General features: G+C 35.6%; 27 protein-coding genes. 10 read left to right on the top strand and 17 right to left on the bottom strand.

Going from position 1 to position 23,885, the window contains the following annotated elements; genetic code table 11:
• Window positions 1-87: 87 nt before the first annotated feature.
• The 4 genes from accB to pdxA all read right to left on the bottom strand — a co-directional run bounded on the left by accB (window position 88) and on the right by pdxA (window position 2,678).
• A complete protein-coding gene (gene accB / locus CQ022_RS12655) occupies window positions 88-573 on the bottom strand; it encodes an acetyl-CoA carboxylase biotin carboxyl carrier protein (protein ID WP_105681712.1) in 486 nt (161 codons plus the stop codon).
• 127 nt (window positions 574-700) lie between these two features.
• Window positions 701-904, bottom strand: coding sequence for a 50S ribosomal protein L32 (gene rpmF, locus CQ022_RS12650; RefSeq protein WP_002976251.1), 204 nt, complete (start codon window positions 902-904; stop codon window positions 701-703).
• Window positions 905-971: 67 nt separating this feature from the next.
• The gene (locus CQ022_RS12645; RefSeq protein WP_105681711.1) at window positions 972-1,502 is read right to left on the bottom strand and encodes a YceD family protein; all 531 of its coding nucleotides are present in this window, start codon (window positions 1,500-1,502) and stop codon (window positions 972-974) included.
• 84 nt (window positions 1,503-1,586) lie between these two features.
• The gene (gene pdxA / locus CQ022_RS12640; RefSeq protein ID WP_105681710.1) at window positions 1,587-2,678 is read right to left on the bottom strand and encodes a 4-hydroxythreonine-4-phosphate dehydrogenase PdxA; all 1,092 of its coding nucleotides are present in this window, start codon (window positions 2,676-2,678) and stop codon (window positions 1,587-1,589) included.
• Between the two features lie 48 nt (window positions 2,679-2,726).
• On the opposite strand from pdxA, the gene CQ022_RS12635 reads away from it, so the two are divergent.
• The 3 genes from CQ022_RS12635 to CQ022_RS12625 are packed head-to-tail and all read left to right on the top strand — an operon-like array spanning window position 2,727 to window position 5,459.
• On the top strand, window positions 2,727-3,311 hold the full coding sequence (locus CQ022_RS12635) for a riboflavin synthase (protein ID WP_105681709.1): 585 nt from the start codon (window positions 2,727-2,729) through the stop codon (window positions 3,309-3,311).
• 1 nt (window position 3,312) lies between these two features.
• Window positions 3,313-4,767 carry a sensor histidine kinase gene (locus tag CQ022_RS12630; RefSeq protein ID WP_105681708.1) on the top strand — a complete coding sequence of 485 codons (1,455 nt, stop codon included), beginning with the start codon at window positions 3,313-3,315 and terminating at the stop codon, window positions 4,765-4,767.
• Window positions 4,767-5,459 (top strand): tRNA1(Val) (adenine(37)-N6)-methyltransferase, encoded by a 693-nt coding sequence (locus CQ022_RS12625; protein ID WP_105681707.1) that lies wholly within the window; start codon window positions 4,767-4,769, stop codon window positions 5,457-5,459. The genes CQ022_RS12630 and CQ022_RS12625 overlap by 1 nt, the downstream gene beginning before the upstream one ends.
• A 59-nt stretch (window positions 5,460-5,518) precedes the next feature.
• On the opposite strand, the gene CQ022_RS12620 is transcribed toward CQ022_RS12625, so the two are convergent.
• Both CQ022_RS12620 and rpmH read right to left on the bottom strand, forming a co-directional pair.
• Window positions 5,519-6,229 (bottom strand): cell division ATP-binding protein FtsE, encoded by a 711-nt coding sequence (locus CQ022_RS12620; protein WP_105681706.1) that lies wholly within the window; start codon window positions 6,227-6,229, stop codon window positions 5,519-5,521.
• A 152-nt stretch (window positions 6,230-6,381) separates the two neighbouring features.
• Complete coding sequence (gene rpmH / locus CQ022_RS12615) at window positions 6,382-6,540, bottom strand: 50S ribosomal protein L34 (protein ID WP_040997588.1); 159 nt, start codon at window positions 6,538-6,540, stop codon at window positions 6,382-6,384.
• A gap of 235 nt (window positions 6,541-6,775) precedes the next feature.
• On the opposite strand from rpmH, the gene CQ022_RS12610 reads away from it, so the two are divergent.
• A complete protein-coding gene (locus CQ022_RS12610) occupies window positions 6,776-7,780 on the top strand; it encodes a DHH family phosphoesterase (RefSeq protein ID WP_105681705.1) in 1,005 nt (334 codons plus the stop codon).
• Between the two features lie 49 nt (window positions 7,781-7,829).
• Here the strand turns inward: CQ022_RS12610 and CQ022_RS12605 are convergent, their stop codons facing one another.
• The 8 genes from CQ022_RS12605 to tilS form a co-directional block, all read right to left on the bottom strand.
• Window positions 7,830-8,633 carry a patatin-like phospholipase family protein gene (locus CQ022_RS12605; protein ID WP_105681704.1) on the bottom strand — a complete coding sequence of 268 codons (804 nt, stop codon included), beginning with the start codon at window positions 8,631-8,633 and terminating at the stop codon, window positions 7,830-7,832.
• Window positions 8,634-8,705: 72 nt separating this feature from the next.
• Entirely contained in the window at window positions 8,706-9,488 is a 783-nt protein-coding gene (locus tag CQ022_RS12600) for an alpha/beta fold hydrolase (RefSeq protein ID WP_105681822.1), read from the bottom strand.
• Window positions 9,489-9,599: 111 nt separating this feature from the next.
• On the bottom strand, window positions 9,600-10,124 hold the full coding sequence (locus tag CQ022_RS12595; RefSeq protein ID WP_105681703.1) for an ExbD/TolR family protein: 525 nt from the start codon (window positions 10,122-10,124) through the stop codon (window positions 9,600-9,602).
• A gap of 191 nt (window positions 10,125-10,315) precedes the next feature.
• Complete coding sequence (locus tag CQ022_RS12590; RefSeq protein WP_105681702.1) at window positions 10,316-11,851, bottom strand: T9SS type A sorting domain-containing protein; 1,536 nt, start codon at window positions 11,849-11,851, stop codon at window positions 10,316-10,318.
• A gap of 134 nt (window positions 11,852-11,985) precedes the next feature.
• Entirely contained in the window at window positions 11,986-14,052 is a 2,067-nt protein-coding gene (locus tag CQ022_RS12585) for a protein-disulfide reductase DsbD family protein (RefSeq protein ID WP_105681821.1), read from the bottom strand.
• Between the two features lie 333 nt (window positions 14,053-14,385).
• Window positions 14,386-15,345: a redoxin domain-containing protein gene (locus CQ022_RS12575; protein ID WP_105681701.1), complete on the bottom strand. Its 960-nt coding sequence runs from the start codon at window positions 15,343-15,345 to the stop codon at window positions 14,386-14,388.
• 79 nt (window positions 15,346-15,424) lie between these two features.
• Window positions 15,425-15,985, bottom strand: a complete 561-nt coding sequence (locus CQ022_RS12570) for an RNA polymerase sigma factor (protein ID WP_105681700.1) — start codon at window positions 15,983-15,985, stop codon at window positions 15,425-15,427.
• Window positions 15,958-17,310: a tRNA lysidine(34) synthetase TilS gene (tilS, locus tag CQ022_RS12565; RefSeq protein WP_105681699.1), complete on the bottom strand. Its 1,353-nt coding sequence runs from the start codon at window positions 17,308-17,310 to the stop codon at window positions 15,958-15,960. Before tilS ends, CQ022_RS12570 begins: the two co-directional genes overlap by 28 nt.
• 87 nt (window positions 17,311-17,397) lie before the next feature.
• On the opposite strand from tilS, the gene CQ022_RS12560 reads away from it, so the two are divergent.
• Window positions 17,398-18,231 (top strand): OmpA family protein, encoded by an 834-nt coding sequence (locus CQ022_RS12560; RefSeq protein WP_105681698.1) that lies wholly within the window; start codon window positions 17,398-17,400, stop codon window positions 18,229-18,231.
• Between the two features lie 52 nt (window positions 18,232-18,283).
• On the opposite strand, the gene CQ022_RS12555 is transcribed toward CQ022_RS12560, so the two are convergent.
• From CQ022_RS12555 to CQ022_RS12545, 3 genes are read right to left on the bottom strand one after another with little or no spacing between them, the layout of a single operon-like run.
• Complete coding sequence (locus CQ022_RS12555) at window positions 18,284-19,246, bottom strand: HTTM domain-containing protein (protein WP_123864432.1); 963 nt, start codon at window positions 19,244-19,246, stop codon at window positions 18,284-18,286.
• A 4-nt stretch (window positions 19,247-19,250) separates the two neighbouring features.
• Window positions 19,251-19,823: a hypothetical protein gene (locus CQ022_RS12550; RefSeq protein ID WP_105681697.1), complete on the bottom strand. Its 573-nt coding sequence runs from the start codon at window positions 19,821-19,823 to the stop codon at window positions 19,251-19,253.
• Between the two features lie 51 nt (window positions 19,824-19,874).
• Entirely contained in the window at window positions 19,875-20,468 is a 594-nt protein-coding gene (locus CQ022_RS12545) for a hypothetical protein (protein ID WP_105681696.1), read from the bottom strand.
• Window positions 20,469-21,316: 848 nt separating this feature from the next.
• On the opposite strand from CQ022_RS12545, the gene CQ022_RS23345 reads away from it, so the two are divergent.
• The 5 genes from CQ022_RS23345 to CQ022_RS12525 all read left to right on the top strand — a co-directional run bounded on the left by CQ022_RS23345 (window position 21,317) and on the right by CQ022_RS12525 (window position 23,884).
• A complete protein-coding gene (locus CQ022_RS23345) occupies window positions 21,317-21,472 on the top strand; it encodes a CCPGW family putative bacteriocin (RefSeq protein ID WP_410492623.1) in 156 nt (51 codons plus the stop codon).
• 129 nt (window positions 21,473-21,601) lie between these two features.
• The gene (locus CQ022_RS12540) at window positions 21,602-22,249 is read left to right on the top strand and encodes an O-methyltransferase (RefSeq protein WP_105681695.1); all 648 of its coding nucleotides are present in this window, start codon (window positions 21,602-21,604) and stop codon (window positions 22,247-22,249) included.
• 87 nt (window positions 22,250-22,336) lie between these two features.
• Window positions 22,337-23,053: a C40 family peptidase gene (locus CQ022_RS12535; RefSeq protein ID WP_105681694.1), complete on the top strand. Its 717-nt coding sequence runs from the start codon at window positions 22,337-22,339 to the stop codon at window positions 23,051-23,053.
• A 22-nt stretch (window positions 23,054-23,075) separates the two neighbouring features.
• Window positions 23,076-23,543 carry a DUF1648 domain-containing protein gene (locus tag CQ022_RS12530; protein WP_105681693.1) on the top strand — a complete coding sequence of 156 codons (468 nt, stop codon included), beginning with the start codon at window positions 23,076-23,078 and terminating at the stop codon, window positions 23,541-23,543.
• Window positions 23,540-23,884 carry a cupin domain-containing protein gene (locus CQ022_RS12525; RefSeq protein WP_105681692.1) on the top strand — a complete coding sequence of 115 codons (345 nt, stop codon included), beginning with the start codon at window positions 23,540-23,542 and terminating at the stop codon, window positions 23,882-23,884. Before CQ022_RS12530 ends, CQ022_RS12525 begins: the two co-directional genes overlap by 4 nt.
• Window position 23,885: the final 1 nt, after the last annotated feature.

Below are 23,885 nucleotides of genomic sequence, written 5' to 3'. Positions count from 1 at the left end.
AAATTTTAAATTATAAATTTTGAATTTTAAATTATTTTAAATGAAAAAAGATTCATCTAAAATTTATAATCTTTAATCTAAAATTCCTTAAGATGGATCTACTAAGAATAAAGGTTGGTCATACTCTACAGGAGTAGCATCGTCAACTAAAATTTTAACAATTTTTCCGCTGATTTCAGATTCAATCTGGTTGAATAGTTTCATTGCCTCAATAACACAAACTACTTTACCAACAGAAACATCATCACCTACATTTACAAATACATCTTTATCAGGAGATGGTTTTCTATAGAAAGTACCAATCATTGGAGACTTGATCGTTACATATTTGCTGTCATCAGATGCAGCTTCAGCTTTCTCAGCAGCAGGTGCAGCAGCCTGAGTTGCAACAGGTGCCGGAGCAGCTACTGCTTGTGGAGCAGTGTGGTATACTGCAGGTTGTGCATAAACAGCATCGCTTCCAGCTAATGGAGTTTTAATAGTGATTTCGAAATCTTTAGTCTTGTACTTCACTTCTGAAACTTCAGCTTTAGATACAAACTTGATAAGATTTTGTATGTCTTTAATGTCCATAAATTTGATATTTGATTTTGGGTCAAAGATACCAAAAAAACGTAAAAAACAACAAAAAACCGCCAAATTTTATCAAAATTGGGCGGTTTTTGTATTAAAATGAGGCTTTTTCAATGAAAAGCGACTCTTAGTTTTCTTCAGTAGCAGCTACTTCTTTTTCCAATACTACTTTACCTCTGTAGTAAAGTTTTCCTTCATGCCAGTGAGCTCTGTGGTATAGGTGAAGCTCTCCTGTTGTTGCATCTTTAGCTAATTGAGGAACTACAGCTTTGTAGTGAGTTCTTCTCTTATCTCTTCTTGTGGACGATTGTCTTCTCTTTGGATGTGCCATTTTCTAATAACTTTTTTAATTGATGAGCGATGAGATTCATCATCTCATCATATTTAAATTATTCTATTTAATTATTGTCTTTTAATTTTCTTAAAGCATCCCATCTAGGGTCACTTTCATGTTCTTCTTCTTCAGTTACCTCAATATCTTTAGGACTGAACTGGTCAAGAATTTTAAGATCTTCATCACCTACATTGGGTGAAATCTTTTTCATCGGGATAGAAAGCATTACATTTTCATAAATCAAATGTGCTACATTGAAAGCATGCTCTGCAGTAGGAATAGTAATAACATCTTCATTGCTGTCATCATATTCTTCCCCGAAATTCACCAAAATTTTGATTTCATTTTCAATAGGATAGTCGAAATCTTCATTTGTGATATCGCAAACTAACTCAACCAATCCATTAATTTTAATCTCAAATTCCAGAAAAGTAGTGTGCTTATCAAGTGATACTTTCACTTCTATTCTAGGATTTGTAAATTCCTGCTCAGTGTCAAATAATTGAAAGAACGTATTATCTATCTCAAACTTGAACTCGTGTCTTCCGTTTTTAAGTCCGGAAAAGCTTACGTCATAGTTTCTTAACTTGTCCATAAAATGAGTGTGCAAAAATATGCATTTTTTTTATAATAACAAATAAAATCTGAAACAAATTAATTTAAAATTTGTTTTAAAGATTTATGCTTCAGTTTCCTCTGGTAGATCTTCGTCTATTCCGTTGTCTACAGTTATTTTTCTAGGCTGCAGGCGGTCGCTCATCAGTTCTCTGTATTCACTTCTGTTTTTGAAAACTTTGATAGCCGTGAAGATCGCTTCTGTGAAACTTTGTTCATCAGCGATATTTTTTCCTGCGATATCGTAAGCAACTCCGTGATCCGGAGATGTTCGGATAAAAGGAAGTCCTGCGGTATAATTTACTCCTTCTTCGTACGCTAATGTTTTGAAAGGAGCCAGCCCCTGATCATGATACATTGCGAGTACGGCATCGAAATTTTTGTATTTGCTCGGCTGGAAAAAGCTGTCTGCAGGGAAAGGTCCGAATGCCAATATTCCGTTGTCAGAAAGTTCTTTAATAGTCGGGCTGATAATTTCAATTTCTTCATTTCCGATAACACCGCCGTCTCCTGCGTGAGGATTTAACCCCAATACCGCAATTTTAGGCTTTTGAATACAGAAATCCTCTATAAGAGTCTGATTTAATACCCTGATCTGTTTCTTTATTTTTTCCTTGGAAATATTTTCAGCTACCTGAGCAATAGGAATATGATGGGTGGAAACAGCTACTTTAAGATCTTCAGTGACAAGGAACATTAATCCTTTTTTGCTGAATTTCTCTTCAAAATATCCCGTGTGTCCGGCATGCTTAAAGCCCATTTTTACCATCTCATCTTTGTTGATAGGAGCGGTTACCAGTACATCAATATCTCCTTTCATCAAAGCTTCAGTAGCCGCTTCTAAAGAATCAATCGCCATTTTTGTGGATTCTTCAGTAGGAACTCCCAATTCTACATTCACGTTTTCTTTGGTAAGGTTAACCATGTTGAGTTTTCCTACCTGTGCCTGTGAAGCCTCGTTAACATAGTTGAAGTTAAGATTCAGCTTAAAAATATTTTTCTGATAAGTGAATAATTTTCCCGAACCAAAAATTACAGGAGTGAAAAAATCTGTAATAGTTTTGTCTTTCAGAGACTTCATGATGATCTCCGGACCGATGCCGTTGAAATCACCGATTGAAATTCCTACTCGTACTTTATGGTTTTTTGGGCTCATTTTGATTATCTTTGAAGATTATAATTTACAAATTTAGCAAAAAATAATATGTTCACAGGAATTATTGAAGCAGTTGGTGTTATTGAGAAGATTGAAGAAAAAGGAAGCAATATAGATTTCACCCTGACATGCCCTTTTACAAACGAACTTAAAATTGATCAGAGCCTTGCACACAACGGCTGTTGCCTTACAGTTGTGGAGATAAAAGACCATCATTATGTGGTTACAGCGATCAATGAAACACTGGAAAAGACCAATCTTGGAAAATGGGAATTGGGAACCGTTGTGAATCTTGAGCGTTGTATGAAGATGGATGGAAGACTGGATGGCCATATTGTTCAGGGACATGTTGATAAAACCGGTGAAGTAGTGAGTATTGAAAATAAAGACGGAAGTTATTTTATCACCATGAAATATGAAAATGACGGAAGTTTTGTGACAGTACCTCAGGGGTCAATTACAGTAAACGGAATCAGTCTTACGGTTGCTAAAAGCGAAGACGATCAGTTTTCCGTAGCCATTATTCCTTATACCTGGGAATTTACGAATATGAAACATTTGAAAATTGGTGATAAAGTAAACCTGGAATTTGATATTATTGGTAAGTATATTGCTAGGTTAATTAAAAAGTAGAATGTCAATAAATAAGTATAAAGGATATAGCTTAAGGAATCGGGTATTCTTCGGTTTCTTACTGGTATGTTTTTTAAGTGTCGTTGCTACATCTCTTGTCCCTTACTTTGTGCTGAGAAATCATTCTTTGCAGCAGAGTAATATCGATATGCAGGACAAGACCAATGCGGTAATGCGGTATCTGGACTATGCGGTAAGTCAGACACTTATAGAAACAAAAGACCTTCCGGAAGTTTTAGGGAATAAAATTTTTGAAATAGCGGATATCAACCAGCATGACATTTTTATTTATGATCTGAAAGGACACTATTTACTTTCCAACAAAGATGAAGGTTTAGTTGAGCAGAAAACAATTCCTATAGAGATTATCAATAAAATCCTGTCTACTGATGCAAGAGTAGATATGATTAATTATGATGCGGCTAAAGATGCTAAGCTTACTTCTTCCTATCTTTTGTTGAAAAACAATGAGCTTGAACCCATCGGAATTGTTTATATTCCTTTATACCACAATGAATCTGCTTATCTTGAAGTTCTTCATCAGTATGTAAAATATATTCTTTTAGTCGATATATTCCTTATTCTTTTTAGTATATGGATCAGTTGGGTTACGTCTAATAGCCTTGCGAAAACCATTACGAAATTCTCTGATATGATTACCCGTATTACATTGTTTGAAAATGAAATGCGTCCCATCAGATACTATAAAAATGATGAGCTTAATGCTTTGGCGAGAGCTTATAACAGAATGATTCTGCAGATTCAGGATCAGAAAGAAAGACTTAGATTCAAGGCATCTGAAGAAGCTTGGAGAGAGATGGCTAAGCAGGTGGCTCATGAGGTGAAAAACCCATTGACTCCAATGAAGCTGACCATTCAGAATTTTGAAAGAAAATTTGATCCTGAAGATCCAAATATCAGAGAGAGAGTAAAACAGATGAGTAAAACGATCGTAGATCAGATTGATCTGATTGCTACGGTAGCCTCGGCATTCTCAGAATTTGCAAAACTTCCGGAAAAAAATAATGAAGTTATTAATCTGAATACTGAAGTTGAAGATATTCTCCGTGTATTTAATGATGACAGTATTTTCATGCATGCCAACAAGACGAATATTATGATCAATATGGACAGAATTTATCTTTCCAGGATTATAACCAACCTTGTTACCAATGCAAAACAGGCAGAAAGTGATGAAAGAAAACTGATCATTAATGTAGATGTGGAACAGCATCAGAGACGAGTGATTATTTCTGTTCAGGATAACGGAATAGGAATTCCTGAAAATATGTACGAAAGAATCTTTGAACCGAATTTTACTTCTAAAAGCAGTGGAATGGGGCTGGGGTTGTCTATGGTGAGAAAGATGATTGAAGATTATAAAGGAGAGATTTCTGTAAAATCTGAAATAGGAAAGGGATCTACCTTCATGATTACACTGCCTACCAATTTATAGTGAAACCTTTTACATTTAAGCAATTTAAAATTGAGCAGTCTAAAGACGTCTTCCGTGTAGGAACAGACGGGGTTCTGCTTGGGGCTTTAGCTAATGCTGAAGGTGCTTCCAGTGTTTTGGAAGTGGGAACGGGTACAGGTTTAATTTCTCTTATGCTGGCCCAGAGAAATCTAGATGCTGAGTTTTTGGGACTTGATATTAATGAAGAGGCAGCAAGGCTTACCAGGCTCAATTTTGAAAATTCTCCTTTTCATACAAGGTTGCAAAATAGACATCAGGATTTTAAAACTTTTGAAACGAAAGACCGGTTTGATCTTATTGTTTCCAATCCTCCATATTTCGAAGAATCGGGATCTGAAAAGGATAAAATTGCCCGTCAGACGGTGGAGTTAAACTTCATGCAGTTGATATCCAAAGCATCTCAGTTTTTATCAGAAGGTGGGATTTTTTCCGTCATTATTCCTGTTGAAGCGGGAGATCTTTTTGTTTCAATTGGAAAAGAAAATAATCTGTTTCTGATCCGAAGAGTACATATCAAAGGAATTGAAAATTCAAAAGCAAAAAGGCTGATTCTGGAGTTTTCATCAGAAGAAAAAAATATTGATGAATCTGACTTTATTATAGAAAAAAGTCCGAGAGAATACTCGGACCAATATCTTGAACTCACCAAAGAGTTTCATGTTTTTAAGTAAAGAAGTTAGAAATTAGATTGTAGAAGTTAGTTATTTCTGATCTTCTTATTTTTTTATTCTTATTCGAATAATTCTGAAGTATCCAATACAGAAACTTTCCCATCCTCACATCTGATGGCTTCACCAGGGAAGTTTTGAATCATATGATAATCATGTGTTGCCATTACCACTGCAGCGCCATTTTCAAGAGCTACCTGCTTTAATAATGTCATAATTTCGTTGGAAGTTTCGGGGTCAAGGTTTCCTGTAGGCTCATCGGCTAAGATAAGGTCCGGGTGGTTAAGAAGAGCTCTTGCGATGGCAATACGTTGCTGCTCTCCTCCGGAAAGTTCGTGTGGCATTTTGTGCTTTTTGCTTTTCATGTTCACACTTCCCAAAACCTCATTGATACGGTCTTCTATTTTTACTTTGTCATTCCACCCTGTAGCTTCAAGAACAAACTTCAGGTTCTTTTCAACTGTTCTGTCGGAAAGTAACTGGAAATCCTGGAATACGATTCCTAGCTTTCTTCTAAGGTTGGGAATGTCAGATGGTTTTAGTTTTGCCAGGTCAAATCCTACAACAGCTCCGTGTCCTGATGCCAATGGAATGTGTCCGTAAAGCGTTTTCAGAAGAGAGCTTTTTCCGGAACCTGTTTTTCCAATAAGATAACAGAATCTACCTTTTTTAATGTTAAGATTTACATCAGAAAGTACAGTGAAGTTTTTTTGGGCAATCTTTGCGTTTTGTAAACTTATGATGTTTTCTCCGGAGATATTTGTATGTGGCATAATTTAATTTTAAAGACTATTTCTAACAAAAATATTTCAACTTTTAAAAATAGAAAAAGATGTTGATACAGCCTAAATTTTAGTAAATTTTAACAACAAAAAATGCCTGAAAAGGAACTTCTCAAGCATGTTTTGTATATGATAATGTAGAATTATCTCTTAGCGCGTGATGCACTTACAGTTAAACTCTTTCTGCCTTTAGCTCTTCTCGCAGCCAAAACTCTTCTTCCATTTGGCGTAGACATTCTTTCTCTGAAACCGTGTTTGTTTCTTTTCTTTCTTTCTGATGGCTGGAATGTTCTTTTACTCATTACTATATGTTTAAATCGTAATTAATCTATTAATTTTCAGGTTGCAAAGATATATAAATTTTTATAAGTTACAAACTTTATATATCTTTTTTTAAAATTAAATGTTGCGTTTTTCAGTCGGGTATTAACAAACCCTCATGGAAAAACCATTTTCCGGTACAAAAATAATATTTAAATGATTTATATAAAAGCTCTATCTTTGAAAACTTTAATTTTAACGAAAAATAAACACCGGATGTTTACACCAGCAGAACTTTTAGATATCAATACATTACTTACCCAGGAGAGCAAAATAGTGATCCTTACCCATTATAATCCGGATGGAGATGCTATTGGGTCAAGCTTGGGATTGAAACATTATCTGAAAGCCAAAGGAATTCATGCAGAGGTTATCGTACCTAATGATTTTCCTAAGTTTCTGAAATGGATGCCGGAATCTAAAAAAGTTATCATTGCTGAGTACAAAAGAAAACTGGCCTCTGACATGATTGCAGGAGCAGATGTTATTTTCTGCCTGGATTTTAATTCTCCGTCAAGAATCGGATTGTTGGGAGACTGGTTGGTAAAAGCTCCGGGAAAGAAAATTCTTATTGACCACCATCAGCAGCCGGAAAAATTTGATTTCGTTTATTCCGATACGGTAATTCCTGCAACTTCACAGATGATCTATCATTTTATTGAGGCAATGAATGACGAAGGACTGGTGAATCAGGATATGGCGGAATGTCTTTATACCGGAATTATGACGGATACAGGAGGTTTCCGTTTTCGTTCTACAAGCGCTACCACGCACAGAATTATTGCCAATCTTATTGAACATGGAGCAGATCCTGCCATGATCACCTCTAATACATGGGATACAAACACCGTTTCCCGACTGCATTTACTTGCTTTGGTTCTGGGAAGAATTGAGGTAGTGAATGAGGGAACAGTAGCCGTATTGAGCCTTACAAGAAACGAGCTTAAAGAATTTGGATTCCAGAAGGGAGATACGGAAGGATTTGTTAATTATGGTTTAAGCATTGCCGGAGTGAAAATGTCGGCATTCTTCATGGAAGATCTGTATGAGGATTTTGTTAAAATTTCATTCAGAAGTAAAGATGATGTGGATGTGAACCAATTCTCAAGAAAATATTTTAATGGTGGAGGGCACATCAATGCTGCCGGAGGGAAATCTTTGGATTCTTTAGCCGGAACTATCGTGAACTTTAAAGCTAAAGTAAAAGAGGAAGGGTTATAATGGAATGAAAAGCTGAAATAGCTTATCCATTCCCGGTTTCTTAAACTTATTAGCTTTTGCGAAACCCTTTTTCTTCAAGTTCCAGACAGGTATATTCGTAGACCTGCTGAAACATTTCATCCATATACCTTTTGTTGAAAAGACTATACTTTGTCATTTTAGGCGGATCTAAAAATATATTGCAGTATTTTGCTTTAGAATACACGGATTTTGCGATGGCCAAATGGAGAATCCTGTCAAATTCTTTCATCAGACTCATTTTATTGAGTTCATCATAGCTGATCGAGTTCACATGGGATGCAATCAGGAAGTTGCATTTGTCCATGATAGGCTCAATGGGAAGATTGTCAAGAACGCCGCCATCCACATAAATTTTCTCACCAATTCTTACCGGAGGAAGGATGAAAGGAACACTGGAAGAAGCCAGCAACGGGCCGAAAAGTTCTCCTTCAGAAAAAAAGTCAACAATGCCATGCGTCATCTCTGTGGCTGCAACATACATAGGAATTTCCAAAATACTGAAATTGTCTTCCGGGAAATAATCTTTGAAAAGTTTTAAAATAAAATTAGAACTGAAAATTCCATTTTTTGATAATTTTAAAGCTGATCTGGAGAAAAAAGAGGTTTGTCTCACAATTTCCATCATCTCATCCGGTGTTTTTCCAAAAGAATAAAAAGCACCAATGATAGATCCTGCACTTGTTCCGGAGATAATGTGCGGCTTCAGGTTGTATTCTTCCAAGGCTTTCAGTACGGCAATATGGGCAATTCCACGCATTCCTCCGCCTGAAAGTGTAAGTCCGATAACCGGTGGTACCGGTGGTTTCTTTTTTTTGAATGAGAATAAAGCCATTACAAAAATTATCCTCTACTAATATACAGGATTTTTTATTAAACATGGCTTTAATATATTATGAAAACAATGTTATAAAACCAGTTTCTTAGGAAGGTTATGAAGAAGTTCTGTATTGATGATTTCGGCACAGATACCTGGTTTTTCCCAATGTCCGTTGTGTCCGCAGTCCAGGATGTAAGATTTGATATTTGTTCTGTCCGGAAGATGCTTAATCATGAGATTGGTTTTTACAGCATTGTCATGTTTCCCTGCCAATACTAAGATTTTTGCTTCCAGATTTTCCAGAACATGTTTTTTGTCGGTTCTTTCTACCATGCCTTTTACACAGGCAAGTGCGCCCATATTGTTGGTGGAAAGTGCAGTTTCAAGAGCGGTTTCAATTTTCCCTTCCAGGGTATCTCTTTCATTCGGATTGAATAAGTTGGGAATTCCGGCTCTGGCATAGTGGGCAAATGCATCCTTTATAATTCTGTAGCTTTTGATACGCTGTTGTTTTTTCTCTTCATCATCCGGAAAGTAGGTAGAGAAAAATAACGTTAAAGTTTTTAAAGAACTGGGATATTTTTCAGCAAAGGCAAGCGAAGTATAGCCTCCCATGGAATGGCCCAGAAGGTGAACTTTTTCTAAATTCTGATGGTCTAAAACTTTTTTTACTTCCTCAGCCATCAATTCCATGGTGTGAACTTCAGCCAGAATTTCAGACTGTCCGTGGCCGGGAAGGTCAATTTTGAGCAGTGAAAAATCTTTAGAAAGATGAGACTCCATATCGCTCCAGATGGTTAGGTTTTCCATAAATCCGTGCAGAAGTACTAACGTTTCTTTTCCGTTTCCTTTTCTTTCAAAGTTCAGCATGATTCCAAAATTTAGAAGGTTAAAAATAATACAACAGGTTGCGTGCTGCGGATCTGTTTCTCCTTTCAAATTTAGTCAAAAAAAGAGCATTTTTACAATGCTCTTCGTTTTTTATTGAGTTAATTCCTTGTAAATCTTTGTTTCCCAAGGCTTGATATCTGTTACGCCATATCGTTCCTTTTTGGAAATAGCAAGATTGTCAAGCATGTCTACAAAATTTTTATAATTGGCTTCATCTGTTGGTTTTACAATGACAGTGAAGTTGTTGGGAACCGGAGCATTTTTATAAGCTTCAGCAATGATTTTTGAAATTTTTATTCCACTGAAATCAGTTTCCTTAAGGGTTCCTGTATTTAAATCTTTAGCATTGCTTTGATGATAAAATACACGGTTGTCTTTTCCAAGGATAAAGGTAATCTGGTTTTGATCTCCTATTACAGTAATATCCTTAGGATGAGGGTTAGGATCTTTTGCCGGTAATCCCAGATCCATTACGTTGGGTTTTGTAAAATTGGTGGTGAACATAAAGAATGTGATGAGCAGGAATCCCAGATCTACCATAGGAGTCATATCTACTCTGATCATTTTTTTCTTTTGTTTGCTGCCTTGTTTTTCTTGTGCAATTACTTCTGCCATGATTAAAGTTTTTAAATGTTAAACGGTATTTTTTTTTGAATAATTCTTACAAAACGCATGCCTTGTTTGTGGAATAATCAATAGATTCATGAATTTATTGATTGTTTTTGTATTGAATTTTGGAAAAAATACTGTTTCTTTTACAACATTTATGCTATTGAGTTTGAATGGCTGAAATATTCACAAACAGTTTACCTGTTTACTGTTATTTTTTTTGAAAGAATGATTTTGTTTTTATTTTTTATCTGTACCATGTAGATTCCTTCAGAGAATGTATTGGTATTGATTTTTATTTTTTTCTCATGATACTTTTGAGAGAATATTTTTCTTCCTGACATATCGATAATATCAATACTGCTTTCCTGTGGCAGATGATCTGCATAAAAGAAATCTTTTGCCGGATTGGGGTAGAGGTTAGGTTGAACAGTCTTCTGGCTTTCTGAAATTCCTAATTGTTCAGGACTTAATTTTACAACCCAGGCATCCATCAAACCATGATTTCCTGTAACATCTCCGTCTGTAGATAAGGTGCTGCCTGAAATAATATACCCATTGTCATTGGTGAGCTCAACAGAATTCAAGTATTCAAAATCTGAACCTCCCAATGTTTTTTCCCATTTCAGATTTCCATTAGGGTCCAGTTTTACAATCCACCAGTCCAGATTTCCATGATTTCCGGTTACCTGTCCGTTATTGGAAGCTGTCCAGCCTCCAACGATATAGTCCCAGTCGGGAGTTTGTCTTATGGTTATTGCGTTATCGTGAAGGCCTCCGCCTAAATATTTTTCCCACTGTATAACTCCGGTACTATTTAATTTTATGATCCAATAATCAGGAAGTCCATTTTCAATGTTTGAGAGATCATAAGAAGTGCTTGCAGCGATATATCCGCCATCAAAAGTTTGTTGTACAGAATACCCCATATTATCCGCCAAATTGCCCAATGTTTTTTCCCATTGTATATTTCCCGAGGCATCAAGCTTTACCACCCAGAAGTCATTGTTCCCATAGCTCACAGTAATATGGCCATCTGTAGATACGGTGGTTCCTGCAATAATATATCCTCCGTCAGAAGTTTGCTGAATAGAACTTAGCTGATCACTATCACTTCCTCCCAGCGATTTCTGCCATTGTATATTTCCGGTGCTGTCCAATTTTACGACCCAATAGTCTTGTCCTCCTTGATTTCCGCTCACATCTCCATCGTTGGAATGGGAAGAACCGGCTACAATGTATCCTCCATCAGCAGTCTGCTGAATAGATTGTGCGGTATCACTGTTGCTTCCTCCCAGCGATTTTTGCCATTGTATATTTCCATTGGAGTCAAGCTTTACCACCCAGTAATCATCATTTCCGTGGTTTCCTGTGACATCTCCATCGTTGGAATTGGACGTTCCGGCAACAATATATCCTCCGTCTGTCGTTTGTTGAATGGATTGTGCATTATCGTGATTGCTTCCTCCTAATGATTTTTGCCATTGTATATTTCCGCTGCTGTTCATTTTTACGATCCAGCTATCGCCATTTCCATGGTTTCCATTCGCGTCTCCGTCATTAGAAGAGGTTGCTCCTGCCATAATATATCCTCCATCAGAAGTCTGTACTGTTGAATTGGCTACTTCACTTTGAGTGCCACCCAATGCTTTCTGCCATTGTATAGGAGGTGCAGTTTGGGCTGTTATTATTGAAAAAGTAAAGAATAAAAAAGTAGATGTTAAATATCTCATATGTATTTGAATAAGTGATGGTTATTCAAATGTAATTAATTTTGTACTACGTTTGGTGTTTTATTGTTTATTTAATTCATGGAAATAAAAAACTCACACGATAAAGTGTGAGTTTTAAATGATATGTAAATAATTTATTTATTCTTTTTATAGAAGTTCACCCCGCATTCCAGGAATTTTTTGAAATCCTCTTTCGGCATATATCCTGAAACAGGTGTATTAATTACTTTTCCGTCAGGAGTGATTAAAACATAGTGAGGCTGGGAATTATTGTTAAAGTTCACTTGTTGGAATAAACTCCATCTGTCCCCAATTGTTTTTACCTTTTTGATCTGTCCGTCCCCAAGGTCAATTTTGGTTTTCTGATCCTCAGGAAGCTCTTCCTTATCATCCACATAAAGAGAAGCCAGTACTACGTCATTTTGTAGGATAGGCAAGATGTCCGGTTCGCTCCAAACAAACTCCTCCATTTTTCTACAGTTTTCACATCCGTATCCGGTGAAGTCAATTAAGATCGGTTTATCTTCTTTTTTAGCCAGTTCTATTGCTTTGAAGAAGTCGTGTTCCGGATGCATTCCTAAAATTCCGTCTTTTTCATCATGGAAATAACTTACATTCAGAGGAGGTAAAATTCCGCTTAATAACTGAAGCTTCGGACGATCAGACGGGATTAAACCTTGTACCAAGTAGATGACAAAACCGATTCCCAATACACCCAATACCTTTCTTGTGATTGAGATTTTAGGTTTTTTATCATCATGTGGGAATCTGATCAGTCCCAATAAATATAATGCTAACCCTAAGGCAATAATGATCCAGATCGCAATGAAAAGTTCCCTTTTTAAGAAGAAGGTTTTAGAAACAAGATCTGCTTTAGATAAGAACTTCAATGCTAATGCCAGTTCTACGAAACCTAACACTACTTTTACGGTATTCATCCATCCGCCTGATTTCGGAAGACTTTGCAATGCCTGCGGGAATAAAGCCAGTAAACCAAAAATAATCGCCCATGCCAGCCCAAATCCTGCCAACGCAAAGGTTAGCAGCATAGGAACATTTGTGGAACCTGTTACTGCACTTCCCAGTAAACTTCCTAAAATAGGTCCAGTACATGAGAAAGAAACAATCACCAGCGTTAATGCCATGAAGAAAATACCGATAATTCCTCCTGCCTCTTCCGCTTTAGAAGATTTGTTGGCAATAGAACTAGGTAGTGTGATATCATAATACCCGAAGAAACTTCCGGCAAAGAAGATGAATATAATAAAGAAAGCAATATTCAGCCACACACTGGTAGAAATCTCGTTGAAGACATTTCCGGCAATCCCATCAATAATGTGGAAAGGAATACTCAGTAAAACGAAAATAAGAAGGATGAAAAACCCATAAATAAGAGCATCTCTTTTTCCTTTTGCTTTGTTCTTACTTCCTTTGGTAAAAAATGAAACGGTCAGTGGAATCATTGGGAAAACGCATGGAGTAAGCAAAGCGATTAATCCTCCGATAAACCCAAGGAATAAATACGTCCAGTAGTTTTCATCCACTTTGGTAGAAGCTGTACCACAATCCGTCAATGGTTTTTTGAAATCAATACTCTCAATTTTCAGTTGCTTAGGATCCAGTTTAGAAGTTTCTGTAATCGTAGCTTCTGTTTTTGCTGGATTTTCAGTTATTGTCTCAACTGTTTTTACAGAATCTTTTGCAGGAACCACTTCCTCAGTTGCCGTCTCTTCCGTTGCTCCTTTTGGAGTGACTTTTTGATTGAATTCTAAGGTATTGGGAGCCAGACAAACTCTGTCGTCACAGGTCTGATACGTAATCTCAGAAGTGACATCCGCAGGTTTTGCAGGATCTTTTAATTTAAATTTTTGCTTAAATCCAGCAGAATTGGAGTAGAAAACAATTGTTCCTCCAAACGCTTCAGAAAACTCTTCATGTTTTTTTCCTACTTCGGTAAACTTTCCGATCAGCTCAATGTTTTTTCCGGTAACTTTATACTCGGTAGGAATACCTGTATCTTCCGGTAAATCTTTGGAGTAAATATGCCATCCGCTTTCCATGGTAGCATTCAATACCGCTTCGTACTGATTGTTTCCAAGATCGTTGATGGTAAATTTAAACTTTACGGGATTCTTTATCTGCGCATTAATTCCTGTCGCTAAAAAGAGCAGAATTAATAAAAACCAATTTCTAAATTTCATTGTTCCTTTCATTAAAAATTTTGAGACTCCACTTTGTCTTCTCATTCTTTGTATATCTTCTATCCTGCCTGAAAGGATGATCCCTAATAAGAATCATTGCTGTCATTCAGTATCCAGATTTTTTGCCTCGCTAAAATAGATAATTTTTCGTCCCTAAAAAACTTAGAAACTTTCTTTTTTTAAGCCTGATGTCTAAAATATTCTGTCTTCTGCCTTGATGGCAAGAGACGTGTCACTTATTTTATCCTTCAAAATGATTATTGATTTTGTCAATTTTGTTGACTGGAGATTATGATTAGCATCTTTTGCCAATACAAAAACTTTCTTTTAAAATCAATTCAGGTTTTTTAAGATATCCTCTACAGACGCTCTCTTTTTATAGTCTGTTTCAAAATGTCTCCATGTAATTTCTTTACTTTCATTAAGGATGAAGGTCGCCGAAACAGGAAGTCTTCCCGAATGATCTGATCTGCTGTCAGCAAAATCCTCCTTTAATTTTGAGTTGTATAGGTTAAGCGTTTCACTGTCAGGAGTATAAAGAACATCGAATGCTTCTGCAATTTTATATCCCTCATCATATAGAACAGTATAGTCTGTCTTTGTTTTGCTAAGGGTCTTTTCTATAAATTCAGGTTTTTCAGGAGAAATAATAACAAGTCTTGCATTTTTCGATTTCAGTTCGGGAGACAGTTTTTGTAATGTTTCAATGTATTTGTTACAATAAGGGCACCATTGCCCACGGATAAAAACGATCACCAGTTTTTGATTTTCTTTGGATGAAGAAAATGTATTTCCCAAATGGTCTTTCGCATTGAAATTATCAATTTTATCTCCAACCATTTTTCCTTTTACCTGATCTAAAGTTTTGCCGGATTGAGACATCTTTTTCCCCAGAACTGAAGCTCCTACTCCTAAAAACTGTTCAGCATTATAATATCCGAAATCATATTGAACCAGTTTTCCTTTTGGATCCAGGAATAAAAAAGAAGGATAGTTTACCACTTTAAACTCTTTGGCCAGGTTTATCCCTTCTTTTTCTGCATCCAGGGCAATATTGACAAAATTTTTGTTGAACATCTCTCCAATTCTAGGATCGGTAAAGGTGTTTTTTGCCATGAGCTTACAAGGCCCGCACCATGTGGTGAACAGATCAATGAAGATCAGTTTATTCTCTTTTGCTGCGATTTTTTTTGCGGCCTCCAAATCAATTTTTTGAAAATTGATGCCTGCACTTTGTGCTCTCAATGAAATTCCTACTATTATAAGAAGGCTCAATACAATTTTTTTGAACATATATTCTTTTCTTATTATGTTCCCTGAAAAAGAAAAAAATCACCCACAAACAATAAGTTTTTATGTAATGATTTGATTTTCAGACGGAAAAAATGCTTTTGTTTTTAATCTTTTTAATCTGCTCTACACATTTATACTTTTGATTCTGAGCATTATGTTTGCTGGAATATTGATATTTATCCTGAATTTCTTCGATACTTTTGTTTTCAATAAAAATGTCATGAATCAGATTCTGACAATGTGAAGAGATTGATTTGATATAACCAACCAGCTTTTCCCAGTAATACCTTTCGTTTTCGATAGCATCACTGATTTCCTCCTGATGTTCCATGAAATAGCTTTCCGGAGACTCTACATAAAAGTTTCTGTTTTTTAGTTTTTTAAACCAGAGATTTTTTACAATTCCGATAATATAATTTCCCAGACAGGTTTGAACTTTGAAGTCATCAGCATTGAGCTTTTCGTAAAGAATCAGTAATGCATCCTGGAAAATATCTTCTGCATCTTCCAAATTACCTTTATTCTTGAGAATAAAATTCTTAGTATACCCGAAATACTGTTGGTATAAAATTCCAAAAGCTATATTGCTGTCTTTCTTAAAATCATCAACAGCTAACGAATTAGTTGTTTTTCTGTCCACTTTACAGTTATCTTTTTTTGCGTAGTTCTGTCTGCCTGATATCTGCGATCTTGTCTAAGGGGGATGACTCCCAAAATATGGTTTCCTGAATCACAGAGTAACCAGATCTTTTCCTTGGTCAATGCAGATAATTTTTCGTCCCTAAAAAATTTAGAAACTTTCTTTTTCCCTGAAAACCCTGCCGGATAAAATTCATCTCCATCCTGTTGTTTTCTCAGAAGGAGAGGGAATTGAAGCTTTTCAGCATCGAAGTTCCATTCAAATCTTTTGCCGATCTCGTCAATGTTTTCAATAGCATTTACGAGGTCAATGCAGATTTGGTTTTCGGAAAAATCAAAATTTTTGATCAGTACTATTTCTTCCGGAGTTTCCTTTTCTTCGCTTTTATCAATGAAAATAAGTTCATCACGGTTGACAATCAACTGATATTCTTTTGAAAAGAAAGAACTGTTGTTTTCTGCTGTAAAAATTTTGGGGATTTCTTCCTCCTGACTGAACCCGTATTTTTTTAAGATTTCAAATTTTACGAAATCACTTTCCTGATCCAGCTTTTCCTTTGATAGGATTTTATAGTTTTGGTTAAATATTGTGAGTTGATTTTCTATCTCCTGAATCTGTTTGTAGACAAAATCTTTAGTCTGATTGAGATACAAAGAACTTTTCCTGAAGTTTTCCAGAAAGTGGTCGTTGGTTTCCATAAGCATCGGAACAATCTTATTCCTGATCTTATTTCTCAGATAATCATCCTTTTTGTTAGAAAGATCTTCCCGGAATTTAATGCTATTCTCCTCAGCAAACTGATAAATTTCTTTTTTGGAAAAATCTAAAAGAGGACGAAGTATGGCATTATCATTCGATGGTATTCCGCTTAGCCCATTGATTCCTGCGGCTTTGGAAAGATTAATGATGAAAGTTTCCAGCTGGTCGTTGAGATGATGGGCTGTAACAAGAAATTCCAGTTTTTCTTTTTCCTGGATTTCTTTAAAAAAGGTATACCGTAGCTCTCTTGCCCAAAGCTGGATAGAGTTTTCAGGCTTATTGTCCTTTTCCGAAACTTCATACAAATGAAATTTTATATGATTTTTCTCACAAAAATCCTGCACTGTTTTCTGATCCAGATCTGAATCATGACCACGAAGTTTATAATTGATATGGGCCACCTGAAACTGGAATTTTGAACCCTGAATTTCATGCCCGAAATCCCTGAACAAAGAGGCTAAAACCATGGAGTCCGCACCTCCGCTTACCGCCAGAAGAAACGTGTGGTTTTCCGGTTCGTATACGAGATTTTTTAATTGGTTGATAAAGGTTAATTTTTTCAACATATATGTTGAGAATTTCTTTTATGCAAAGATAACCGATATAATTCAATTGAATTTTCCTAACTTTGAGTAGTCTAAAAATGATTATTTATGAAGATTTTAAAAGTTTTAGCAGTTTCTGCAATGGCGCTGGGGATGACATCTTGTGTCAGCAAAAAGCAGTATGATGCTTTGAGCACAAACTATAAGCAGTGTATTGAAAATATTGGAGAAAGACAAAGAGAAATTCAGGATTTGAAGTCTCAGAACTCTGCATTGTCAGGTGAAAACAACTTGTTGAAAAGCCAGCATGATGCTTTAAAATCATCTCTTGATGCATGTTTATCCAATACAGGAAAAAGTTCTGCTAACATTGATAAACTGGTAGGTGAAATCAATGCTTCCAATTCTTATATCAAGCAATTGATCTCAAGCAATGCTAAGAATGACAGCTTGAACCTTGCATTGTCTAACAAGCTGAAAAGATCTTTGGATAATGTATCAGATGAAGATGTACAGGTAAAAGTATTGAAAGGAGTAGTAATGATCTCTCTTTCAGATAAAATGCTATACAAAACAGGAGACTACAATATTTTACCTGCAGCTCAGGAAGTGTTAGGTAAAGTAGCAAAAGTAATCAACGATTACGATAAATACTCAGTATTAATTGAAGGTAACACCGATAACGCTCCGTTGAACTCTCCAAATCTTCCAAGAGACAACTGGGATCTTTCTGCATTGAGAGGTACTTCTGTGGCTAAAGTTCTTCAGACTCAGTTTGGAGTAGATCCGGCAAGAATTACAGCTGGAGGACGTTCAGAATACAATCCGAAAGCTACTAATATGAGCGTTTCAGGAAGATCAGAAAACAGAAGAACAGAAATCATCATTATGCCTAAGCTTGATGAGTTTATGAAACTGATGGATATCGCTCCTAAGAAATAATGATTAAACCATATATCAAAATAAATCCCGAAGCAATTCGGGATTTGTTTTTTTATGAGCTAACCTGTTTTGGAATATACTCCACAGAGATTTTTTTCTTTGAAGAAGAGACTTCCTTTTTTGCATACTGTTCAAAATAAAAATTGGTGATATTCCAGACGATCATAATAGCTGAAAAATAATATAAATTGAGAACAAGTGCAATTCCTATATGCATGGAGACTGTAAGGAAAAGCCATGTCTTTTGTGTTGGTTTATACCAGATGAAAAATGGATAGCACATTTCAATGACAATTGTACTCCATCCGATGAAGCTTAAAATATAAGAATGTTCTGTAAGCCAGCTGAAATCAATATTCAGATCCCTGTTGGAGTAGGGAAGATGAATAGCTTTCCAGATAGACTCTCCATTCCACCAGTTGAAACCTAAAGCTTTGTCTAATCCTGAAAAAAAATAGGCCATAGAAATATGAATCTGAAATAATCTTTTAACCGGCATAATGTTGATATCTCCAGCTGTTCTGCTGAACATAAAATTCCTAAGCGAGAAATGCTGGTCAGCAGGAAAAAGAATCAGGTAAAATAAAGACATGCTTGTGAAAAAATCTGCACCATACGCAAAGAAGGAACTTCCTTTCAGCAGTGCTATCTGCAGTATAAGTAATAAGAAGGCAGATATTCTGGAATAAAACCCGGTGATGATAAAAATGCATAATGTGATGAACGATACTTTGGTGATCACAATTGTTGTGCTTTCTTCAATACCATAGCTTTGTAAAAAGCTGACCATTTTAGGGAAGGTAATCAGCCAGTCTGGAGTGAAAACACTCATGATATCTTGTGGAATGATACTGCTGCTTGAAAATAATGTATCAAAATCCGGCAGCACTGCAATAAATTGTAAAAGGATAACAGCTCCTATGGCAACCCGGAAGAAACTTAAGAATTCCGTTTTATTATCCTGTCTGAAAAAGAAGTTTTCAACTTTCGCATAGAGTATATTCAGTTTTTTCATGGCTCTAATGTTTGAATTCATCAATAAGAATCAGATTTTCATTCGTTTTTCCCTGTCTGAAATCTGCAATGGTAGGATAGTCGTACAGGTAGAGGCGCGTTGTGACGCTTGCTGCTTTCGGATTTTCCTTCATGACATGTGCTGCGATCTGCCTGATAATAATATCCAGATACTGATAATATTTGCTGTCATAGCTTTTTTGGTCAGAGATTTTATCAAGAAACATATTAAAAACAGTGGTATATCTTACTCTGCTTTCTTTGTTTTTAAAATGAGGCAGATTTTTTTGTTCAAGGATATTTCCATGCTGATCTTTCAATTCAAAGCTCATTACAAAATCACTGGCAACATTAGGAGCATAAAAACCATATCCTGTATCAAAACCTGTATAAGAAGTAAATATATTAACGGGTTTCGACTGGGCAATGTTTTCCGAAATACTATAAGCCAGCGGTTTTTCATAGTTTTTGTTTTCATAATAAAAACCATAATAGCCATCAAATGTTCCTTTCAGACCAATAACAAAGACCACCAGCAGGATAATGAAAATTCCGGATAACTGAAGTTTTCTTTTCATGGTAAAAGATTTAGAAAAGGCTGTCTTTAGGCTAAAAACAGCCTTTTGAGGTTATTTGTAATTGAGCAATACATTATTAAGTTTTACATTGATTCTGGGATCAATAGCTGTATTGACTTTGTAAGATTTTATGATCACATTGGTCAGGTTCTTTCTTCCCATTGTTGGCGGGCAAATGGTGTATTCTTCGGCACCTCTTACCGTTAATTTACTTAAAGATGAAATGTCCTTCTGACTTAATAATGCAGCGTTGGTAGCAACCTGATTGTTTTGAATAGCATAATAATCTTTTCCAAGTTCTTTAGCTCCATATTTTTTCAGAATTCCTTCCACTTTAGCTCTTAAATCACCATATTTTTTCCAGTCGATATTTGCTTTCATTAAGCATCCACGGATCACATACTGTCTGTTGATTTTGTAAATAATAAAATTAGTTCCCAAACTATTCTGATGAAGTTTTTGCAGGCTTAATAAACTCTTTAGGTCTTCATCAGAAATTTTTTTGACATCTTTCAGAATGTAATTATTATCTACAATGTAATTGCCTTTCTCTTTGTAAAAAGACATTTCCTGAGGTTTTAGTTGGGAAAATATAATAACAAGTCCCACTATTGCTCCAATTAAAAATAAAGTCTTTGTTTTCATGTGGTTGTTTTTAAAATATCCCTACTCTTTTTTAGGATTTTCGGGTTCCTCCTTTATTTGAATGTTTCATGGTTGGAAAACTTATATCAAAGGTAGAGGCATGTCAGCAGTAATATACAGGTGTTTTTCCTGTTTTTTATAAGGATTTTGACTTTTGAAGGAAGTCTGAAGAAGATTATTTTTCAGGAATAATGTCTGCTCATGAGCATTTCAGGCAATGAGATATTACTTAAAACATAAATTCTGAAAAAGACATGTAGATAGAACTTAGCAAAGTTCTGTTGAATAAACTGTGGTGAAAATAGGCTCCCGTAAGGAAATTAAGATGGTTAATCCGGAGCTCAGGCAGAATGATTGGTGTAATCGAAGAAGAAATAATCTTGGTGTAAAGCAAAAATAAATCCCGAAGGTGGCCGGGATTTATTTTTTAATCAAATTAATTCTTCTTTTTTCAAGAGCGAAATAATTCGTTGCAAAAATGAAGTGGATATTTCTTTCTTAGTTTTTGCTGCAGAAGCATCAGTCCTACCTCTCGGTATTACTGTTTTATGATTCTCATGGTTAGTTTGTGTCTCTCCTGCAATCATCATGTTTTCTCTTAGTGTTTTTACCCCTTATTCTTATTGCAAACTTACAACGGATACCTCAAAAATACCATCCGTATTTTCCCGGTATTTCATATGGGGTTTTCACTGATATGAAAAGGTGAATCTATTGTATGAATAATTTATATGAGTGTAATTAGGTGATTAATAAAAGAATATGTATATTTAAATCTCCATTAAAGGAAATAAAAGAGGTGTCCGAAAATCTTAGAGAGTAGGAAATTAATACTAAACAAAATAATTATGAAAAATTCAAAAAAACTTTCAAGAGGAGAAATGAAAACTGTACAAGGTGCTATTAGAGGGTGTAATCCACAGATATTTTGTACCAGCCCACAAACAAAGTGCTGTCCAGGATGGGTTTGTGCTGGTATAAGACAATATTGTATAGCAGTATAATGATTTTTTACATAAAATTTAGATATGGCTAAGAAAAAGAGAGGGATTAATTTCTCTCTTTTTTTGTAACTTCTTGTTGAATTTAAAAACTAGCTTTAAAATCCTTAAATTTGTTTAAATTAAAATGGTATGAGTTTTTTTGAAGAAAAGAATCCTGAAATGGACAGATATTTGGAAGCACACGCTTCTTCGGAATCCGAAATTCTGAAAAAGCTGAGAAGAGAGACTTATCAGAAAACAACACAGCCTCATATGATTTCCGGGTATCAGCAGGGAAGATTACTGACTATTATTTCCCAGATGCTGCAGCCGAAAAGTATTCTTGAAATAGGAACATTCACGGGATATGCTACCTTATGTCTGGCATCAGGATTAGCAAAAGACGGAAAAATTACTACGCTGGACGTCAACGAAGACCTTGCTTATCTTCCCAGAAAATATTTCGAATCTAGCGAATATGCCGGTCAGATTGATTTTAAACTTCAGGATGCCAAAGAATATTTAAAAGAAACAGATGAATTTTTTGATCTGATTTTTGTAGATGCCGATAAGGAAAACTACGCCGAATATTTCAGACTGATTAAACCCCATACAAAATCCGGAACCGTAATCCTTTTTGATAATGTGCTATGGTATGGAAAAGTTTTGGAGGAAAACCCAAAGCTGAAATCTACGCAGTCTATTCAGGAATTAAATGATTTAGCGGCAAAAGACGAAGATTTTGAAAATCTTATTTTACCTTTGCGTGATGGAGTTAATTTTCTTCGCAGAAAGTAATTAAAATATCCAAAGATTACGACATTTAAAGAAAGTACAGATGGTATTTTTAATCTTTAAATTATTCAATCTTTAAATTGAGAGTTAATGAATAAAGGAATTTGTATTGTTACAGTGGCACCCGTTCGTGCAGAAAATTCTGACAGAGCTGAAATTGTTACGGAAATATTGTTTGGTGAAAGTGCAGATATTTTGGAAGTAGATAAAAACTGGACCAAAATAAAAATGCACTATGATGGCTATGAAGGATGGATGGATACCAAACAGCTGAAACCAGTGACAGATGAAGAACTAGCCAATAGAAAAGTGACTGTTGTTACCGAAGATTTTTCTTCTGTACTCATGAACGATGGGAAAACTTTACTTTCTATGGGATCAGAAGTAGAGTTTCCGGTGGTTGCTTCCAGAAGAAGTCATGATGTGCGTGAAAGTATTGCATTGACGGCGAAAGAATTCCTTAATGTACCTTATCTGTGGGGTGGCAAAAGCTTTTTTGCAGTAGACTGCTCCGGATTTACCCAACTGGTTTATAAAATCCATAATATTAAAATACCGAGAGATGCATCACAGCAGGCTGAGGTGGGAGAACCACTTACTTTCATAGAAGAAACACAGCCGGGAGATCTTGCTTTCTTTGAAAATGCAGAAGGAAAAATTATTCACGTAGGAATTATGCTGGAGAATCAAAAGATCATCCATGCTTCGGGAAAAGTAAGAATTGATACACTGGATTCTACCGGGATTTTTAATAAAGAAATGAATAAACACACTCATAAACTGAGAGTGCTGAAAAGTGTAATCTAATCCTGATTCAATCTCATCTGAAATGGAAAATATTCTTTTTACAATTTTTGATATTTTTAATTTTGGATTAGTTGTTTTTCTGTGGTGGTTTACCCTGAAAAATTATAATACTTTGCCGGAGAGAATTCCTGTACATTTTGATATGGAAGGGAAAGCGGATGGATTTGGTGGAAGAATATATGCTTTTCTGATGCCTGTATTGGGTCTGGGATTATATGCTCTGTTTGTGTATGGTATGAGACATCCCGAAGACACTAATTTCCCTGTAGAGATTACAGCTCAGAATATGAATGCTCAGTTTTTAGTTATGAAAATTGGATTGAGAATTCTTTTTTTGCTACTGGCTGTGATTTTTATGAATATTCAGGACTATATGTTCAGATCTGCCGTTGATGATCAGGCTAAACCGAGAATTACATTTGCTACCATCTTTTTATTTGTTGTTTTATTTACGCCTGCATTACTTTTTATCGCCCATCTATTTAAATGATACACTCTAAAGATAATTCAGAACATTACACCTGGGGAAACCAATGCGACAGCTGGATCCTTAAAAATACACAAAGCTTATCCGTAAAGCAGGAGAAGATGCCTGCAGGAACTTCAGAAAAATTGCATTTTCATAAAGTGGCAGAACAGTTTTTTTATATTCTGAAAGGAGAAGCGGTATTCTACATTAATGAAGAAAAATTCTTAATTGGTCAGGGAGAATCTATATCCATTGAAGCAGGATCAAAACATTTTATCTCCAATGAATCCACTGAAGAAATTGAGTTTTTAGTCATATCCAATCCTCCTACGGATCATGACAGAATTGAAATTAAAGAATAAT

This window comes from Chryseobacterium culicis (genome assembly GCF_002979755.1).
GTDB lineage: Bacteria > Bacteroidota > Bacteroidia > Flavobacteriales > Weeksellaceae > Chryseobacterium > Chryseobacterium culicis_A.
Note: the sequence above shows the minus strand (reverse complement) of the source record. Positions and strands in the feature narration are given on the sequence as shown.

Excerpts from the sequence above, each read along its gene's own strand:
- CQ022_RS12560 (WP_105681698.1), top strand. The coding sequence starts at position 17,398 with ATGAAGATTTTAAAAGTTTTAGCAGTTTCTGCAATGGCGCTGGGGATG.
- CQ022_RS12550 (WP_105681697.1), bottom strand. The coding sequence starts at position 19,823 with ATGAAAAGAAAACTTCAGTTATCCGGAATTTTCATTATCCTGCTGGTG.
- CQ022_RS12600 (WP_105681822.1), bottom strand. The coding sequence starts at position 9,488 with ATGCTGAACTTTGAAAGAAAAGGAAACGGAAAAGAAACGTTAGTACTT.
- CQ022_RS12545 (WP_105681696.1), bottom strand. The coding sequence starts at position 20,468 with ATGAAAACAAAGACTTTATTTTTAATTGGAGCAATAGTGGGACTTGTT.
- CQ022_RS12635 (WP_105681709.1), top strand. The coding sequence starts at position 2,727 with ATGTTCACAGGAATTATTGAAGCAGTTGGTGTTATTGAGAAGATTGAA.
- CQ022_RS12595 (WP_105681703.1), bottom strand. The coding sequence starts at position 10,124 with ATGGCAGAAGTAATTGCACAAGAAAAACAAGGCAGCAAACAAAAGAAA.
- CQ022_RS12540 (WP_105681695.1), top strand. The coding sequence starts at position 21,602 with ATGAGTTTTTTTGAAGAAAAGAATCCTGAAATGGACAGATATTTGGAA.
- CQ022_RS12575 (WP_105681701.1), bottom strand. The coding sequence starts at position 15,345 with ATGTTCAAAAAAATTGTATTGAGCCTTCTTATAATAGTAGGAATTTCA.
- pdxA (WP_105681710.1), bottom strand. The coding sequence starts at position 2,678 with ATGAGCCCAAAAAACCATAAAGTACGAGTAGGAATTTCAATCGGTGAT.
- CQ022_RS12590 (WP_105681702.1), bottom strand. The coding sequence starts at position 11,851 with ATGAGATATTTAACATCTACTTTTTTATTCTTTACTTTTTCAATAATA.
- CQ022_RS12645 (WP_105681711.1), bottom strand. The coding sequence starts at position 1,502 with ATGGACAAGTTAAGAAACTATGACGTAAGCTTTTCCGGACTTAAAAAC.
- CQ022_RS12555 (WP_123864432.1), bottom strand. The coding sequence starts at position 19,246 with ATGAAAAAACTGAATATACTCTATGCGAAAGTTGAAAACTTCTTTTTC.
- rpmH (WP_040997588.1), bottom strand. The coding sequence starts at position 6,540 with ATGAGTAAAAGAACATTCCAGCCATCAGAAAGAAAGAAAAGAAACAAA.
- CQ022_RS12535 (WP_105681694.1), top strand. The coding sequence starts at position 22,337 with ATGAATAAAGGAATTTGTATTGTTACAGTGGCACCCGTTCGTGCAGAA.
- CQ022_RS12610 (WP_105681705.1), top strand. The coding sequence starts at position 6,776 with ATGTTTACACCAGCAGAACTTTTAGATATCAATACATTACTTACCCAG.
- rpmF (WP_002976251.1), bottom strand. The coding sequence starts at position 904 with ATGGCACATCCAAAGAGAAGACAATCGTCCACAAGAAGAGATAAGAGA.
- accB (WP_105681712.1), bottom strand. The coding sequence starts at position 573 with ATGGACATTAAAGACATACAAAATCTTATCAAGTTTGTATCTAAAGCT.
- CQ022_RS12530 (WP_105681693.1), top strand. The coding sequence starts at position 23,076 with ATGGAAAATATTCTTTTTACAATTTTTGATATTTTTAATTTTGGATTA.
- CQ022_RS12620 (WP_105681706.1), bottom strand. The coding sequence starts at position 6,229 with ATGCCACATACAAATATCTCCGGAGAAAACATCATAAGTTTACAAAAC.
- CQ022_RS12585 (WP_105681821.1), bottom strand. The coding sequence starts at position 14,052 with ATGAAATTTAGAAATTGGTTTTTATTAATTCTGCTCTTTTTAGCGACA.
- tilS (WP_105681699.1), bottom strand. The coding sequence starts at position 17,310 with ATGTTGAAAAAATTAACCTTTATCAACCAATTAAAAAATCTCGTATAC.
- CQ022_RS23345 (WP_410492623.1), top strand. The coding sequence starts at position 21,317 with ATGAAAAATTCAAAAAAACTTTCAAGAGGAGAAATGAAAACTGTACAA.
- CQ022_RS12525 (WP_105681692.1), top strand. The coding sequence starts at position 23,540 with ATGATACACTCTAAAGATAATTCAGAACATTACACCTGGGGAAACCAA.
- CQ022_RS12630 (WP_105681708.1), top strand. The coding sequence starts at position 3,313 with ATGTCAATAAATAAGTATAAAGGATATAGCTTAAGGAATCGGGTATTC.
- CQ022_RS12605 (WP_105681704.1), bottom strand. The coding sequence starts at position 8,633 with ATGGCTTTATTCTCATTCAAAAAAAAGAAACCACCGGTACCACCGGTT.